Here is a 15,762-nt window from a genome sequence, read left to right as displayed (position 1 = left end):
GGAGAATGCACGCGGTGAGCAGGGTTTGGGGGAGAGGCGCGCTGGCTCGTGCGCTGGTGGCGCCGCCGGTCGCGGCGCTGCTCTCGCTTGCCTGCAGTCAAAGCGAACCGCCGATGCCTCCACCCGCGCCGCCCAGCTCGAGCGCGGTGGAGCCCGTTGTGGACACAGCGCGGGTCGCTTGCCAGGCGCACAAGCAGGCGCTGCTTGCCTTGAACGCGGCGGGTGGTTCACCTGTCAATGGACCCGTTCGCAGCGAGACACTCGGGCGCGCACGAGGGGAACCCCTGGTCTGGCTACGGGAGCCCAAGTCGTCGTCGACTGCGGAGCTGCCGAGTACACTGCAGAAGGCTCTTGGCAGAGCAGCGGAGGCCGATCGCGACGACCCCAAGATCTGGAACCGGCGACGCATCGCCGGCCTGCTCCGGACATTTCCGCGCGAGAAAAATGGACTGCGTCAGCTCTTGCTGCGTGAAGGCTACGTCTACAGCAAGAGCCCGTTGGTGGCGCTCGCCTTGACGTTCGAACTCAAGCTCGAGGCGCTGTTCGACGAAGAGCGGCTGACCTTGCAGCGTGGCGCCTCTCGCTACGAGCTCCTGAGCAAGGGCAGCGGGCGCTCTCGGCACTACGAGTACCAAAACGGGCCACTCGCAGGGGAGCGTGCAGAGCTGCTATTCGGCGACTGGGTGGGACTCTCGCAGCCGGAGGCACCGGGTGACCCCGTGGCCTTGGACTTCAGCCCGCTGGCTCATGAGTACGGCGCGGAGCGCATTCAGCTGACGCGCCTGACGACGCAAGGCAGCCTCGCCAAGCTGCGTCTAGGAGCCGAGTGGTTCAACGCAGTGCTGAAGCATGACGCCGCTGGCCGCGTGAGTATGGACTGCTTGGATGAAGACGTTGAGCGACGCGCCCTCGCAGCCAAGCTGCGTCAGTCTGGAGCTTGGAAGCGAACAGCGCTCGCTCACCTGAGGGGCTCGGTCGACGCGATGTTGCGCGATGGCTTGCGCTTCGATCGCCCCCGAGGAGAGGAAGGACCGGATCGAGACGGTGAACTCAGGCCAGTTTGGTACTCGGCGTATCGATTTGGTCAGTCGTATTTCCGTGTGGATGAAACGAGCTACGCTGTCTTCGCGCCTGACGGCACCCCGACGCCGCCCCAAGTCTGCGTGGACTTCGTCTTGGAGAGCTTCGAGCGAGCCTCGGGCACTTGGTTCACGCCAAAGAGCGGCACCCGTGAGCGCAAGCCAGGAGGACTCGACTTCAACACCTACGGCATCAAGAACAGGCGCGGCGTGCTGGCGCTCGAAGACTTCGGCTTCGAGCACCCGGAGCTATTCGAAGGGGTACGCTTCAAGGATGAAGAGCGCATCCCGTTCGCGAAACGTCAGGAGTTCTTTGGTTACCTCGAGTCCCATGCAGACGAGTTCGCGCCCGGCGATATCGTTGCGATTCGCGGTGTGAAGGGCGACGGGCGAGTGCACCAACACGCGATCCTGCTCGAGCGCACGGACCCGCTGACTGGCTTTGCCTATGGGCTCGCCGACCAGATGAGCAAGCCGCGGCGCAGGACTTGGGAGGGCATCATGGCTGAGGCGCCCCGACGGTCGTTGTACTTCCGCTTGCGGCTCAAGCCGGAGGTGTTGAAGAAGCTCGCGGGGGAGGCCGTCGTCGCCGCGGCCCACGCTGCTTCACCCTGAGCGAGTGGGGATCCGTCGCTGAGATAGTCCCTGCGGGGCGTTAGCAAGTCGCAATTACCGGGAGGAAACGCGAACGCGCACTTCGCCGGAGTGCACAGGGAGCTCCAAAGCGCGGCGCGTTGCGTCTTCTGCTTGCTTGAACGCACGCTTGCCGCGAGACAGCTGAAAGGGGTTCACGCGCTGGAGCTCCTCGAGCACGAGAGCGCACAACCCGGCGCGTTGCGGAACTTGCAGCGCCACGCTGCCACGCCGGCGCCAAGGCGACTTCGAGGCGAGGTGGTGGTAGAGCAAGCGTTCGTGTCCCATGCCGGCTAGCCCTGGGCGATCCAGAATTCCCCCGTCGAGCAGCGGTCGCCCTTCGTGCCACATCGGCTGAAACAGGAAGGGCAAAGTGCACGAAGCGCGAATCGCCGGAGCGAGCGCGCCCTCGCGCATGACGCGAGTCTCCCGTGAGTAGACGTCGAAGACGCTGATCGCCGCTGGCACGCGACAGTCCTCGAAGCGGGAGACGGGGAGCAAGCTCTCGAGCTTCTCTCGGAAGCGCTCACCGCGTAGCAGGCCGAGTCCTGGGCTCGGATCCCAGAAGTGATCGCGCTCGAGGCGCATCAGCTCGTCCTCGATGGCTTCCGCACCGAGGCCTGCCGCCCACAAGCCGGTGACCAGCGCGCCCGCGCTCGAGCCGCTCACTGCTCGCGGCGTTAGCTCCGCCCGCTCCAGCGCCCTCAGCACGCCAGCGTGAGCAAAGAAGCCGAAGAAGCCAGAAGACATCGTCAGGGCAAACGGCTCCCTGCCGAGCCAATCTGCGAGAAGTTCACGTGCCAAGATCGAATCCTCCGCTCCTCAGGCGCTCCCGCGCGCTGGCGCCGACCAGTGCATCTTTCCGTGCGAGAAAGCTAAGCAGACAAGCCGAGCAGCACGCGAGGCTGCTCAGAGGTGCTAGCAGGCTGAAGACGAGCCCCATCAGTGACGTGAGGCCCCAGGCGATGGACACCAGCGCTGTCAAGGTGGAGACGATCACCGACGCGGGCGCCGCCCAGCGGACCAAGCGCCTGAGCTGCAACCCGACGATCAGGTTGCCGGCGCCAAGCAACAACAGGCTGTAGAGGATGACCGACGCGATGCCGCGGATGCGAAAGTTCGCGAGCATCTGCAGCACGAGCAGGATCGACAGCACCCCTGAGCCGCAAAGCGCGAGCACCGCGGCGTTGACCACGGTCTTCGGCCGCGCGAGCTCGATGTCGTCCGCACCAGCGGGCACGTTCAGCCCGTGGCTCTCGTCCTTTGGCGGTTGGTAGGGTTGCACGGCGGTTCGCTAGAGCGCGGAGAGCTGAACCAGAGAACCCCCCCGCGCGATATCCATGGGGAATTGCGCTAGTTGACGACTACCAGCTCGATCGCCAGGTTCACCTCTTGAGGATCCGGACGGCCGAGGCCTCGCACTAGCTTGACCTTGACCTTGCCACCGGGCTTCAGGCCATCGAGGGCGTTGTAGAGGTCGTCGTAGCTCTCCACCGGCTTGTCTCCGATGCCGATGATCACGTCGCCGAGCTGGAAGGTGTTCTGCGCCTGGGAGACGCCCTTCACACCTGCTCGTTCGGCCGGGCCACCCGGAGTGGCCTTGAGCACGAGCACGCCGCGGATCCCGAAGCGCCGCTCGATGCGGCCCAGGGGATCGATTTCGATGCCGATGCCGACTTGCTCGACCTTACCGAACTGGACCAGTTGCGGCACCACGCGGCGGATGGTGCCCACCGGCACCGCGAAGCCAATACCGGCGCTCGACCCGCTTGCGGAGTAGATCATCGTGTTCATGCCGATGAGTTGCCCCGAGGAATTGAGCAGCGGACCGCCGGAGTTACCGGGGTTGATCGCCGCGTCGGTTTGGATCATGTCCTTGATGGTGACGCCGCCGGCGCCGCCCACATCGCGACCAAGCGCCGAGATCACCCCGGTGGTCAGGGTGTGATCCAAGCCGAATGGGTTACCGATGGCGATCGTCTTCTGGCCGACCACGAGATCGTACTTCTCGGGAGGCAGTCCCAGCGGGATCAGGCTCTTCTCGGGTGCGTTGATGCGAAGCACCGCGATGTCCTTCGGTGGCTCCACACCCACCACGACCGCGTCGTAGCTGGTCTGATCGAACAACCGCACACTCAAGATGCGCGCGCCGCGGATCACGTGGAAGTTCGTGACGATGTGGCCCTTCTTGTCCCACACGAAGCCTGTACCCGAGCCGGTGGGCACGTCCGTGGAGCGCATGGTCGACGGATCGACGACCGTTCGACTCTGAGTCACGAAGACCGTCGAAGGCGCTGCCTTGCGGAACACGTTGATCGTGTTCTTCTCGTCCTCGATACCCGCGGCGGGAGAAAGCCCGAGCTCGCTGTCGACGACGGGCGTTGCCGTTAAGGCTGACGCTGAAGTTGACGGCGCCGGACCGGTGTTTCCCGGAGTGGCCGGTGGGGGCGAGCCACAAGCCGCCGCGATGAACGCGGCAGCGGGCAACAGTACGATGGGGAAGAGCGCAGCCAGCAAGCGGCGCCCCGGCCGAAGATCAGGCGGCGTCTGCGTCGTCATCCTCGTCATCATCCTCGAGGGCGGCGCCGTGGCACTTCTTGAATTTCTTGCCGGAGCCGCAGGGGCAGGGATCGTTGCGACCAATCTTCGGCGCCGCTGCCTGGGGTGGCGGCGCTGGCGGCTGCTCCACCACTTGGTCGCTGCCTTCGGGGGCGGGCTCTCCAAGGTGCTTGGCGACCGCCGCCTCGAGCTCCGCCTGATGGCGCGCTTCAGCTTCCCGCTCCATGGCCTCGAGCTGCTCGCGGCGCTGGATGTGGGCATCGAAGACTCGCGCAATCACGTTGCTGGAGACGCGCGCCATCATGTTGACGAAGAGGTTGTAGCCCTCTTTCTTGTACTCGTTCTTCGGGTCGCGCTGACCGTAGCCGCGTAGCCCGATGCCGTCGCGCAAGTGCTCCATATTGGAGAGGTGATCGACCCACGCACGGTCAATTTCCTCGAGGTAAACATGGCGCAACAAGCGGAGCATGTTTTCGACGCCGATTTCTTCCTCGCGTTGGAGGTACGACGCTTCTGCCCGCTCGTAGATGGTGCAGACGAGCGCCTCACGCTCACCCATCTCATCCACGTCTTTCGCGAGCGGCTCCTTGAAGTGCTCGTTGAAGCCTTGGTGAATGCTCTTCCAGTCCCAGTCTTCGGGCTGGCGATTGGGGGGACAGCTCTCTTCTACAATCGCGCCGATCACGCGATCGATGAGATCTAGGAAGCGCTCGCGCTGCTCACTCAAGCCAACGGCCACCAGGTCGACTAGCTCGTCGTAGGTCTCGAGCGGGGTGCGCTTCCGTGCGGCACTGCCTTCCAGCTCGAGCTTGACGCCCCACATCTGGTAGACCTCGTGCTGCAAGGACTCGACCTCGACGAGCTTCTTGACCTTCTTCAGCTCCTTGCGATTCGGAGGCCGAGGAACGTCGTTCTTGTCGAGAGTCTGCAGCGGCTCTTCGGCGAACATGTTGACGAGCTGAGAGATGACCGGAGCCACCTTCTCCTTGATGCTCTCATCCGTGGGGATCTTGCGGGCGTCGCCAGTCGGCTTGCCCGTCTCGTCGATCTCCTCGGGCTCATAGCGACCGAGGAGCAGCGACTGCCGCAGCGAGTACACCGTCTTACGCTGGGCGTTCATGACGTCGTCGTACTCGAGGAGGTTCTTGCGGATGTCGAAGTTGCGCTCCTCGACCTTGCGCTGAGCGTTCTCGACGCTCTTCGTGACCCACGGGTGCTCGATGGGTTCGTCGTCGGGCATGCCCATGCGATCCATCAGCGTCTTCACGCGGTCGCCGGCGAAGATGCGCATCAGGTCGTCTTCGAGAGACAGGTAGAAGCGGCTCGAACCGGGGTCGCCTTGACGGCCAGCGCGGCCGCGCAGCTGGTTGTCGATACGACGCGACTCGTGGCGCTCAGTACCGATGATGTGCAGGCCGCCCGCCTCGAGCACTTCGTCGTGCTCGATCTTGCACTGCTTCTCGTACTTCTTGACTAGCTGGGCGAACTCTTCGGGCTCTGCCTCGGGGAGACGGTTCGACTCCTTGAAGTCCAGGCGCGCGATCATCTCGGCGTTTCCGCCGAGCAAGATGTCGGTGCCACGACCCGCCATGTTGGTGGACACCGTGATGGCGCCTTTGCGACCCGCCTGAGCGACGACGTACGCCTCGTTCTCGTGCTGCTTGGCGTTCAGCACGCTGTGACTGATCTTCTTCTTCTTGAGGATGCGGCTGATCGCAGCGCTCTTCTCGACGCTGGTCGTACCGACGAGCACCGGGCGGCCCGCCTCGGAGTACTCCAGGATCTCGTTGATCACCGCGGTGAACTTCTCGCGCTCCGTCTTGTAGACGACGTCTTCATCGTCCTGACGCTGGATGGGCCGGTTCGTCGGGATGGCGACGGCGTCGAGCTCATACGTGGAGTGGAACTCCGCGGCTTCCGTCTGCGCCGTACCCGTCATGCCCGCCAGCTTGTTGTAGAGGCGGAACAGGTTCTGGAAGGTGATGGTCGCCATGGTGCGACTCTCTTCCTGAATCGGCACGTTCTCCTTGGCTTCCACCGCTTGGTGCAAGCCGTCGCTCCAGCGACGCCCTGCCAGCACGCGGCCGGTGAACTCGTCGATGATCATCACCTTGCCGTCGCGGCTCACCATGTAGTGCTGGTCGCGCTTGTACAGCGTGTGTGCGCGCAGCAGCTGGTTCAGGATGTGCAGCGTCTCGAGGTTCTTCGGGTCGTACAGGTTGTCGATACCGATCAGCTGCTGAGCCAGCTCTACACCTTCGTCGGTGAGGGTCACGCTCCAGCCCTTCTCGTCGACCATGTAGTGCTCATCGAGGCGCAGGCCCGGCATCAGCTCGTTGAGGTGCCGGTACTTGTCGCTGGCGCTCTCCTGGGCGCCGCTGATGATGAGGGGAGTACGCGCTTCGTCGATCAGGATCGAGTCAACCTCGTCGACGATCGCGAAGTTCAGTTTGCGCTGGGCGTAGTCCAGCGCGGAGAACTTCATGTTGTCACGCAGGTAGTCGAAGCCGAACTCGTTGTTCTGGCCGTAGCAGATGTCGCGCTTGTACGAGTCGCGCTTCTCGCGGTCGCTCTGGTTGTTGACGATCGTCCCGATCGACAACCCGAGGAAGTTGTAGAGCCGCCCCATCCACTCGGCGTCGCGGGTCGCCAGGTAGTCGTTCACCGTGATCAGGTGGACGCCCTTGCCCTCGAGTGCGTTGAGGTAGATGGGCAAGGTGGCGACGAGCGTCTTGCCTTCACCGGTTCGCATCTCGGCGATGGAGCCGTTGTGGAGCACCATGCCGCCCATCAGCTGCACGTCGTAGTGCCGCATGTTGAGCACCCGGCGACCGCCCTCGCGGCAGACGGCGAAGGCCTCGACCAGGATGTCGTCGAGGCTCGCCCCGTTGTCGAGCTTCTCCTTGAACTCGGCGGTCTTGGCCTGAAGCTCGGCGTCGCTCAGCTTCTTGAGCGCCGGCTCCATGGCGTTGATGAGGTCCACCTTCGGACGGCTCTTCTTGATGGCGCGGTCATTGGCCGTGCCGAACAACTTCTTGGCTACCCAGGTCAGCATCGCGTTCTCTCTGTTGTCGCTGTGTGGTCGCTCTCTAATCGCCGAAGCCCTCGAGACCAAGCAGCTTGCTCGGTCGAGGTGCCCTGCCGGTCTAGTCGTGACTCCGGAGCGGAGCTGAGTTTCAGGCTCGCTCGCGCTTCGTGCTGGTCAAACGACTCGGCCCATTGAAGGCGCTCAAAGTAGTACCAGCGGCCGGGCCATGCCAGGGTCGGGAGCCCGCCGCATGCGGTTTCTGAGCCCCCTTTGGCCGAGTTTGGGTGACTGGCCCGCTGGTCCTCCCCCCAAAAACCGGAAAAAGATACGCATTCGTTGGACTTAGCTTGGCTATGGGGGAAGGCGCTGGCCGTCCCTCGGTGGCTTCTTTCGGGGGGGAGAGAGCACTGCGCACCACGCGCGGAGCCTGCGTGGATCTAAGGGCGCGCTGCCTGAGCGCTCAGGTAGGCTATCCGTCCGCTCGCACCCGCGGCTCGCCGCGCCCACCCAGCGAGCGGAGGAGTTCCTGATGAGTGTGTCCCCCGCCGATCTGCAACGCATCCCTCTATTCGCGGAGATGACCGAGGCTCACCTGAGTGAGCTGATCGGTGCGCTCAGTGAACGGCGGCTGCACTCCGGCGAGGTGGCTTTTCGCGCAGGCAAAGTCTCGGAGCGCTTCGAGCTACTGGTCGAAGGGCAGGTATCGCTCTTGGACGGAGAGACCGAAGTCTTCGTGCTCGAGCCGGTGGCGCCCGTAGGCGAGCTCGGTGCCGTGACACAAACGAAGCGCAGCATGACGGCCGTCGCGAAGACTGACGTGACGTTGCTCGGAGCGAGCTTCGACAAGTTGATGCAGTTCTTCGAGGCCCACGGCGACGTCGCGTTCCCCTTCCACCACAACCTGCTCCGGGTGGTTGCCTCGAAGGTGCGCCGGGATCAGCGTCGGTTGGAGGAGATGCGCTCGAACTTGATTTCCACGCAGAAAGCGATGAAGCGGATGCGCGAAGCGCTCTTGGAGAGCGACGATACGCCCCTTCACGATCAGCTCTTCGAGGAGCTGGATGCGTTGATCGAGCAGAACAAGAAGGGGCACTACGTAGTCGAGCCGAGCAGCGCCCTCGAGACGCGTGTGCGCTTGGACGACGGGAGCCTGCGCAAGGTGAAGGCGATCAGCAACGAGCGCTTGATCCTGGCTTGTACACAGAACCAGCTGGAGAACGGTGACACCTGGACTGGCGTGCTGGTCGCGCCGGACGTCGAGCTACCGCTGAGCGGCACCGTGGACAACGCGAACAGCAGCGAGGTGGTTGTCGACTTGGACCCCTTGATCGACGAGTACGCCATCGCGCTCGACCGGCACCTCACCAAGTTGCAGATGCTCGACGTGGTGCTGTAGCGAATCCGCGTGGATAGGCATTGCTCGACCTGGCATTGCTCGACGCGCCTCGTTCGCGCCGGGTGGACTAACCTCGGCCTAAGCTCAGCAAGCGTAGGTTAGGCGCTCTGAGCTCGCGCGGGAGATCGCGCGCGGCGTGAAACCCCATCGTGAGGAGCTGGAAGACGGCGACGAGGACGACGCTCGCGAACGGGACCTCTACGAGAGGAGCCTGCGCCACGTTCTCGAGTACGCTAAGTCCAAGGGGATCACGCTGGATCGCCCCCCAGTGTTGCCGGATGCTCCAAGTGGCGAGCTGGCGCGGGATACCGATGATGACTAGTCGGGCTCACCAACCTCCTCGAGCCGTCGGCGGCGCTTTTGTAGCCGTCGCTGCTGGCGCCGCTCGTGCTCTCGCTGTGCGCGCCGCTCGGCGCGCGCCTGCCGCTCGAGCCTGCTCAGCGGGCGAGGCGGTGGTGTCTCACTGAGCCTGAGCTCGAGCAGGTCGGTGCGCCGCCGGTTCGCCCAAGCGACGATCAGTTCACCGAGCCACATCGCTTGAGTTCGAGTTGGCCCCGGCTGGCAGTCTAACAGGGACGTTCCGTTCACGCTGACGTTCCAGCGACGATTCGCCCAGCGGTCCGGGTGTACCGTTACCTCGCGGATGTCTTCATCAACGTTGGATGGGATGGGTCGGCTGCCGAGGAAGACCCGATCGGCGTCGAGCTCCAGTCGCAGCGGCTCGAAGAAGAAGCTGAAGATGAAGCCTCCGAACGCTAGCTGAACCACCGCGATGATGGGGACGCCGAGCACCCAGAAGATGGGGTGCGCCTTGTCGCCAATCAACACGAAGATCGTGGTCAAAAACACACCGAGCACCGCTAGCATGACGACGAACAGGGATACCAAGTTGCCGCCAGAGTCTGGTACTAGCCGAAACCCTAGCGCTGTTTCAGCGTTGCCCTGCGGCATCGCTCCCGGCGCTTCCTCCCAGTGGATCCGCCGAGGTGGGGTGCGCAGAGACTCAGGCAGCCACTCTGGAGGATCGGCCAGCGGCCTCGCTGGCCGGTGGGCACGGAAGTCCCGTCCCGCCAGCATCAGAAATCCGCCAAAGCAAGCGAGCACGTACACCACCCCGAGCGCCCCGAGGGCGACCAATCCCTTGGAGCCAGGCTCGAGTCGCACGTCGTTGCCTGCCGCGTCGATCCAGCAATAGCGGGTGGTCCCACCATAGCTTGCGGCTTGGTCGCGGTCGGCGAACGTGCTGGCGTGGCCCGGGAACTTGCGCCCGCTCTTCGGGTGAGCGAAGCGGCAGGTGACGTTCCAAGGCCTCGGATAGCGGCCGGCCGTGGCTTGTGAGTAAGTGCATTCGCTCCCCTCACAGATGGAGCGCTGATAGGTGAGGGCGGCCTCTTCGCTCAGTGAGAGATCGGCGAGGCCCCACCCCATCCCGAGCAACAGCAGGGCGCCCCACAGGTAGGCGAGGACGCGGAGCACGGGGTGCTACTTCTTCTTTTCTTCTCCGCCCACGTAGAAGTCTCGCTTCTCGAGCTTCACGCCTTCCGTACCTTCGAGGGCAGTCTCCAGCTTCGAGAGATCGCTGCCTCGATAGTGGTACGGGATGATCAGCTTTGGCTTGAACGCCTTGATGCACACCGCTGCCTCGTCCGGGGGCATGGTGTACGGCAGGTTCATGCAGACGAAGGCCAAGTCGATATCCTTGAGCGCCTTCATCTCATCGGTGCACTCGGTGTCTCCGGAGAGGTAGACGTGCTTGTCGCCGAAGGTCAGCACGTAGCCGTTTCCACGCCCCTTGTCGTGGAAGAGCTTGCCTTCTTCTGGTCCGCGCTTGAGGTTGTACATTGGTACCGCGCGGATGCCAATGTCGAGTTCCTTCGTCTCCTCGCCGTTGGCCAGGGGCTTTGCTCCCTCCAGCTTATCCGTCACCACCTTGGGGGCTACGAAGATCGTGCTGTCCTTCTTCACCTCTTCGATAGCCTTGGGATCGTAGTGGTCCGGATGGATATCCGTGATCAGCACCAAGTCGGCTTTTGGCAGCCAGCCCTTGGGAGCAGAGGAATACGGATCCACCACGATGGTCTTGCCCTTGAAGCCGATGGCGAGCGTCCCGTGATAGATCGGGCTGAAGGTGACAGGCCCGGCGGACGTCTCGAGGGTGTCCGTGACCTTCGCGCCGTCGGTCGCAGCAGTCACGGTTGGCGCGGTGCTCGGCTCTGGTTTCGCGCTCGCTGTCTTGGGAGTCTCCGCACTGGGCTGAGTGCTAGGCGGTGTCGTGTTGTTGCAGCCTACTAACCACGCTGCGGTGAGCAGGCTCAGAACCAGGGAGTGCGTGCGCATGGCGCGCAGAGTATCAGGATCTCCCGGCACGCTGGCTAGTCACCGGCATCCCTTTCCGCGTGGATCTTGGGGGGAGAGGCGAGCTGTCTTGGCTCCGCTCCGGCGTGGTGTTTCGTAGTGTTTCACGCGTTCCAGGGTCGCCGTTGCAAGGTGTAGCGAAATCTAGAAATTCCCGCGAAAAGACCCAGAAATGTCCATTGGTACGCGGGTTGCTTGGTGGGCACTTATGTCGCACTCCAGAGTTCGCCTCTATCGCCCCCGAGTGCTGTTGGGAGCTCTCGCGTCGCTACTGGCGCTCGTCGTGGGTAGCGCTCACGCGGAGGAGGATAGGCTGACACTGGGAAAGAAGCTCGCCACGGAGGGCAACCCGAAGGGTGTGGTGGCGTGCAAGACCTGCCACGGGGAAGACGGCGCGGGCCTGGCAGGTGCGAACTTTCCACGGCTTGCGGGGTTGGACGCGGCCTACCTCGAGCAGCAGATCAAGCACTTCCAAGCCAAGCAACGCAAGAACGACTTGATGTCTCCAGTCGCCGCGGCGCTCACTGATGCTGAGCGAGGGGCGGTGAGTGAGTACTACGCGTCACTGAGGACCAAGAGCAACGCGGTAGCCGATGCAAGTCTGGTTGCGCGCGGAAAGACACTCGCACAGCACGGAGCTTGGGACCGGGAGATCCCGCCTTGTGAGAGCTGTCATGGCCCAGGTGGGGTGGGGGTTGGCGTGAACTTTCCAGCGCTCGCCGGTCAGCATCCAAGCTACACCGAGGCCCAGCTCGCTCAGTGGAAGAGCGGGGAGCGGATCGGCGAACCGCTGAAGTTGATGAGCGGCATCGCCGCTCGCATGACCGAGGAAGACATGCGGGCCGCTGCTGCGTACTTCGCCTCCCTACCCGTGGAGGATTCGCAATGAAGCGCATTCTATTGGCTCTACCGCTTTTACTGCTCGCGTGTGGCGCTCCAGAGCGTCAGCCGAGCGCAACCGAGGAACCGAGCGCGACCCCGAAGAGTTCGCCAGAGCCCAAGTACTTCGTCTCCCCACCGCGTGATGCCGTCCCCGCAGGTGCCCAAGGAGATTCCGTGCGGAGAGGAGAGGCGATCTTTCACGACACCGGGAAGTACGCCAGCGAGTATGTCGGTAACGGCATGAGCTGTCGCAACTGTCACCTCGACGACGGGCGCAAGGCGAACTCAGGACCGCTCTGGGCGGCCTGGGGTATGTACCCCGCCTATCGCAAGAAGAACGGCCACGTGAACACGATGGACGAGCGCCTGCGAGGTTGTTTCACCTACTCGATGAATGCGCCTGCCAGTAAGCGTGGGCATGCACCGCCGCCAAACGATCCGATCCTCGTGGATCTCCAAACCTATATGGCGTGGCTCGCGAAGGGAGTCTCTCAGGGCGCCGATTATCCGGGGCGTGGCTACCCCGATCTGCCGAAGCCGTCAGCCAAGCCGAGCTACGCCCGCGGTGAGAGCATCTATCAGAGCAGCTGCGCGCTCTGCCACGGTGCAAACGGTGAAGGCACGAAGCTCAAGAGCGGCGAATACGCCTTCCCGCCCCTCTGGGGACCTGACTCCTACAACTGGGGCGCGGGCATGCACCGAGTGAACACAGCTGCGGGCTTCATCAAGGCCAACATGCCTTACGGCAAAGGCGACTCGTTGAGCAACCAGGAAGCGTGGGACGTCGCGCTCTACATCAACAGCCACGAACGCCCGAAGGACCCCCGCGCCAAGGGTTCCATCGCCGACGCGGATGCGAGGTATCACGACGAGAAGTGTACCTATGGAGACGAAGTCGACGGTCATGTTTTGGGAGAAGGCGTATCCGTGAAGAAACATCTGGCGGCGCGCTAGACCATCCACGGGGTAGGGCGACGCTTGACCTCCCCCCAAAAACGAACTTTGTCAGCAGAAAACTAGAAGTATGATCCAGAACAAACCGGCGTTGCTGCATGCCCGCCCGCGTCGAGTGAAGCGCTCCAGTCGAGCCCAACTTGGCTTCGCGCTGCTTGGCGCTGCCAGTGTGTTCGCCCTTCCGAAGCCTGCCCATGCCACCGATTGGATGATGCTTCATGGCACCGAGGTGACGGCCAAGGAGGAGGAGGCGATCCGCCCGGTGTTCTTCATTCAGCCGCTCTACCAGGCGGTGCTGTTCCCCGACAAAGTGACTGGTCTACAGAGCCCAGGGCTGCAGGCCTACGAGGGGCGTCATGCAGCCTTCAACGTGCTCTCGGGAGACGACACCCAGAGCGCCTTCGGCGTGCGTCGCCTGCGCCTTGGGATCCGCGGCACGATTCCGAAGACGGAGGGCGCGGTGACCTACCTTGCCACGGTGGACGCCGGCCAGAACGCCTCCACCAGCGACGGACCCGCGTTGATGGACGGCTCGGCTACCTATAGCTCTCCCTGGGGACCGCGTTTCCGTGCGGGACAGTTCAAGCTCGCGACGATGGACGAGACCCTCGAGGCCTTTCACATCACCACGGACCTCATCGATTTCTCCGTTGTTGCGGCTCGCCTGCTGCAGGAACGGGCAATCGATGAAGGCGTGCAGACTGGCGCCGCGTACTCGTTCCGAGACATCGGCGTCATGCTGTTCGACACCGTCTCCTTCAGCAATCAGCTGCGTTTGAGCTACGCGCTGAGCGTGACGAACGGCAAGGCGAGAGCCATCGACGAGGACGACGCGAAGGACGTCGGTGGGCGAGTGCAGCTCGCTTGGCTGCCGAAGCCTCAGCAAGAGTTCAAGCCAGACCGCAACGAGCTTGCGCTATTCGCTTGGGGCCTCGAAGGCTCGCGCCACTACAGCGACACGCAGCGAGTGGACCGCCTCCGCGCCGGCGGAGGCGCGCAGTTCATGTGGGACTGGCTGAGGCTGCGTACCGAGGCGGTGTGGGCGAAGGGAGCGCTGCCTACCGGCGCTGCTCCACCCTTCCCGGGTAATCCTGTGGCAGTCGCTCCGGACGCAAAAGCCTGGGGAGGGACGTTCTTGTTCGGAGCGAGAGTGGTCGAACCGCTCGAGCTCGACTTGGGCTTCAACCGCCTGGACCAACAGTATGACGAGGAGGCTCCGCGCCGTATCTTCACGGAAGTGGTCATCGGCGCCCAGTACTTCCTCGACGCCAAAGCCAAGGTCGCCCTGAACTACGCCTGGCGTGACATCTCCGCCCCAGACGGTAGCCCCGACGCGAAGCGCATCGTGGACACCGTAGCGCCGAAGCTCAGCGTGCAGGCGACGGTGAGGTACTAGTGAGGCGAATCTGTGATTCGCTGAACAAATCAACACAGCGTTTCCTCGTCTCAAAAGTAGCGCGAAGGCGCAAAACTCGCGTGCCCACACCCCGAGGGGGCGGGCGAGTTTTGCAGCGAACTACGGAGACAAGACGCTAGCTGAACGCCTCTAGGTTGGGTAGCGCGCCCTGCGCTCAGCTCGACGACAATGCCAACCCGACGCACCCGCCGTGCACATGAATGTCATAAAACGGTTGCGTTTCGTTCAGCCCAGGCGTCGCCCACTGAAGCTCCCCACCGACGGCCCCGAGTTTCAGTGTGTCGAGTTCCACCTTGGTTGCGCCACCGTCCACGCGCAAACGGATCGCGCTCGACGCGGGGCGCACCACGCTCAATTGCTGCGCTCCCCCCTGGATTTCGATTGGAACGCGGGCGGCTGGCACCCCAAGATCGAGGGTCAGTCGCTGGGCGCCGCCGCGGAGCTTGAAGTGTTCAAGTTGAAGCTCACGAAACGCGCACTCCAGCTCCGTTGCCCCGCCGTTGACTTGTAGCTGCCAGGGTACCGCACGGCATAGGCGGATCTCTCCCCGCTTCGGCTTCGACTTGAGCAGCGCGAGCAGCGAGCGCGGGTAGCGAACGCGTATCAGTTCCTCGCGGTGTTCGAGCTTTGGAGCTTCGCCGTCGAAGCTGGCGCGCGCGAGCTCCGTGTCGGAGCCGCTAGTCAGCAGCAGTCGACTCATGCCGTTGGTGAAATCCAGGGTGCCGCGCTGCGTGTCCCCCCGAGGCGCGACCCAGTCAGACTCCGAGATCGCCTTCGCCGGGGATACGGGCGCTGTACCCTTGAGCCTTGCCACCTCTCTATCCACCAGCTCGAAGGTGCGCTGGAAGTAGTCGTAGATGAGCGCCTGCTCGCTCGGGGAATACTCCGCCCAGAGCCGGGCATTTGCCTCCCCGATTGGCGCGAAGGCAGACTCGAGGTCGGGAATTCGATCCGGGAGGAAACGAATGATGACTGAGCGCCGATCCTTTGGATCTCGCTCGCGACGAATGAACCGACCCTTCTCGAGGCGATCCAGCACGCCGGTGATCGCTCCGCTGCTGAGGCCGCTGATCTCCGCGAGGCGCCCGGCGGTCATCGGCGGTTCGGGACCCGAGCTCTGCATGAAGTCGAGCACCTTATGGTCCGTTGGGTTCAGGTTCAGGTGTTCGGCGATCAGCTGGTGCAAGAGCAGCGTGTAGGTCGACGCCTTGCGGTGCATGTCGTTCGCAAGCTCGGGATCGATCGGTCCCTCCAGGCGCTTTCTGCTCATCGTTCAAGAAGTTTAGTCACCGAGATATCCAGGGTCTAGCTCCCGAGCGGTGGCCTCGGTCAGCAGAGGAGGCTCAGGCAGCGAGCGATCTTGCAAGGATTTCAGCACCTTGAGGCGCTCTCGGGTAAAATATTTTGACGGCTAAGATAAATAGTTTAGAAACTAAGATATCTGACGGGCTAAGAGATT

Annotated in this window: 13 protein-coding genes; 6 read left to right on the top strand and 7 right to left on the bottom strand. The window is 63.4% G+C overall.

Going from position 1 to position 15,762, the window contains the following annotated elements; all coding sequences use genetic code 11:
- The first annotated feature begins 14 nt into the window (after positions 1–14).
- Positions 15–1,694 (top strand): hypothetical protein, encoded by a 1,680-nt coding sequence (locus tag H6718_30380; GenBank protein ID MCB9589761.1) that lies wholly within the window; start codon positions 15–17, stop codon positions 1,692–1,694.
- Between the two features lie 54 nt (positions 1,695–1,748).
- Here H6718_30380 and H6718_30375 read toward each other — a convergent pair whose 3' ends face one another.
- From H6718_30375 to secA, 4 genes are all read right to left on the bottom strand, one after another.
- The gene (locus tag H6718_30375; protein MCB9589760.1) at positions 1,749–2,462 is read right to left on the bottom strand and encodes a patatin-like phospholipase family protein; all 714 of its coding nucleotides are present in this window, start codon (positions 2,460–2,462) and stop codon (positions 1,749–1,751) included.
- Between the two features lie 43 nt (positions 2,463–2,505).
- Positions 2,506–2,997, bottom strand: coding sequence for a hypothetical protein (locus H6718_30370; GenBank protein MCB9589759.1), 492 nt, complete (start codon positions 2,995–2,997; stop codon positions 2,506–2,508).
- A gap of 68 nt (positions 2,998–3,065) precedes the next feature.
- Positions 3,066–4,271 (bottom strand): trypsin-like peptidase domain-containing protein, encoded by a 1,206-nt coding sequence (locus H6718_30365; GenBank protein ID MCB9589758.1) that lies wholly within the window; start codon positions 4,269–4,271, stop codon positions 3,066–3,068.
- On the bottom strand, positions 4,249–7,326 hold the full coding sequence (gene secA / locus H6718_30360) for a preprotein translocase subunit SecA (GenBank protein MCB9589757.1): 3,078 nt from the start codon (positions 7,324–7,326) through the stop codon (positions 4,249–4,251). The genes H6718_30365 and secA overlap by 23 nt, the downstream gene beginning before the upstream one ends.
- Before the next feature lie 502 nt (positions 7,327–7,828).
- On the opposite strand from secA, the gene H6718_30355 reads away from it, so the two are divergent.
- Together H6718_30355 and H6718_30350 are read left to right on the top strand one after the other, a co-directional pair.
- Positions 7,829–8,695 (top strand): Crp/Fnr family transcriptional regulator, encoded by an 867-nt coding sequence (locus H6718_30355; protein MCB9589756.1) that lies wholly within the window; start codon positions 7,829–7,831, stop codon positions 8,693–8,695.
- 136 nt (positions 8,696–8,831) lie between these two features.
- Positions 8,832–9,017: a hypothetical protein gene (locus H6718_30350; GenBank protein MCB9589755.1), complete on the top strand. Its 186-nt coding sequence runs from the start codon at positions 8,832–8,834 to the stop codon at positions 9,015–9,017.
- Here H6718_30350 and H6718_30345 read toward each other — a convergent pair.
- Positions 9,014–10,171, bottom strand: coding sequence for a hypothetical protein (locus H6718_30345; GenBank protein ID MCB9589754.1), 1,158 nt, complete (start codon positions 10,169–10,171; stop codon positions 9,014–9,016). The two genes, H6718_30350 and H6718_30345, sit on opposite strands and share 4 nt — an antisense overlap.
- A 6-nt stretch (positions 10,172–10,177) precedes the next feature.
- Complete coding sequence (locus H6718_30340) at positions 10,178–11,032, bottom strand: MBL fold metallo-hydrolase (protein MCB9589753.1); 855 nt, start codon at positions 11,030–11,032, stop codon at positions 10,178–10,180.
- Between the two features lie 226 nt (positions 11,033–11,258).
- Here H6718_30340 and H6718_30335 point away from each other — a divergent pair, with 226 nt between their 5' ends.
- The 3 genes from H6718_30335 (at position 11,259) to H6718_30325 (ending at position 14,282) form a co-directional block, all read left to right on the top strand.
- A complete protein-coding gene (locus tag H6718_30335; protein ID MCB9589752.1) occupies positions 11,259–11,939 on the top strand; it encodes a c-type cytochrome in 681 nt (226 codons plus the stop codon).
- The gene (locus H6718_30330) at positions 11,936–12,886 is read left to right on the top strand and encodes a c-type cytochrome (GenBank protein ID MCB9589751.1); all 951 of its coding nucleotides are present in this window, start codon (positions 11,936–11,938) and stop codon (positions 12,884–12,886) included. The genes H6718_30335 and H6718_30330 overlap by 4 nt, the downstream gene beginning before the upstream one ends.
- A gap of 70 nt (positions 12,887–12,956) precedes the next feature.
- On the top strand, positions 12,957–14,282 hold the full coding sequence (locus tag H6718_30325) for a hypothetical protein (GenBank protein ID MCB9589750.1): 1,326 nt from the start codon (positions 12,957–12,959) through the stop codon (positions 14,280–14,282).
- 175 nt (positions 14,283–14,457) lie between these two features.
- Here H6718_30325 and H6718_30320 read toward each other — a convergent pair whose 3' ends face one another.
- A complete protein-coding gene (locus tag H6718_30320) occupies positions 14,458–15,573 on the bottom strand; it encodes a MarR family transcriptional regulator (GenBank protein MCB9589749.1) in 1,116 nt (371 codons plus the stop codon).
- Positions 15,574–15,762 lie beyond the last annotated feature (189 nt).

This window comes from Polyangiaceae bacterium (genome assembly GCA_020633205.1).
Lineage (GTDB): Bacteria > Myxococcota_A > Polyangia > Polyangiales > Polyangiaceae > JAHBVY01.
The sequence above is the reverse complement of the archived record's forward strand: the minus strand, read 5'-3'. Positions and strand labels throughout refer to the sequence as shown.

Excerpts from the sequence above, each read along its gene's own strand:
- H6718_30375 (MCB9589760.1), bottom strand. The coding sequence starts at position 2,462 with ATGTCTTCTGGCTTCTTCGGCTTCTTTGCTCACGCTGGCGTGCTGAGG.
- H6718_30365 (MCB9589758.1), bottom strand. The coding sequence starts at position 4,271 with ATGACGACGCAGACGCCGCCTGATCTTCGGCCGGGGCGCCGCTTGCTG.
- secA (MCB9589757.1), bottom strand. The coding sequence starts at position 7,326 with ATGCTGACCTGGGTAGCCAAGAAGTTGTTCGGCACGGCCAATGACCGC.
- H6718_30355 (MCB9589756.1), top strand. The coding sequence starts at position 7,829 with ATGAGTGTGTCCCCCGCCGATCTGCAACGCATCCCTCTATTCGCGGAG.
- H6718_30340 (MCB9589753.1), bottom strand. The coding sequence starts at position 11,032 with ATGCGCACGCACTCCCTGGTTCTGAGCCTGCTCACCGCAGCGTGGTTA.
- H6718_30335 (MCB9589752.1), top strand. The coding sequence starts at position 11,259 with ATGTCGCACTCCAGAGTTCGCCTCTATCGCCCCCGAGTGCTGTTGGGA.
- H6718_30330 (MCB9589751.1), top strand. The coding sequence starts at position 11,936 with ATGAAGCGCATTCTATTGGCTCTACCGCTTTTACTGCTCGCGTGTGGC.
- H6718_30325 (MCB9589750.1), top strand. The coding sequence starts at position 12,957 with ATGATCCAGAACAAACCGGCGTTGCTGCATGCCCGCCCGCGTCGAGTG.
- H6718_30320 (MCB9589749.1), bottom strand. The coding sequence starts at position 15,573 with ATGAGCAGAAAGCGCCTGGAGGGACCGATCGATCCCGAGCTTGCGAAC.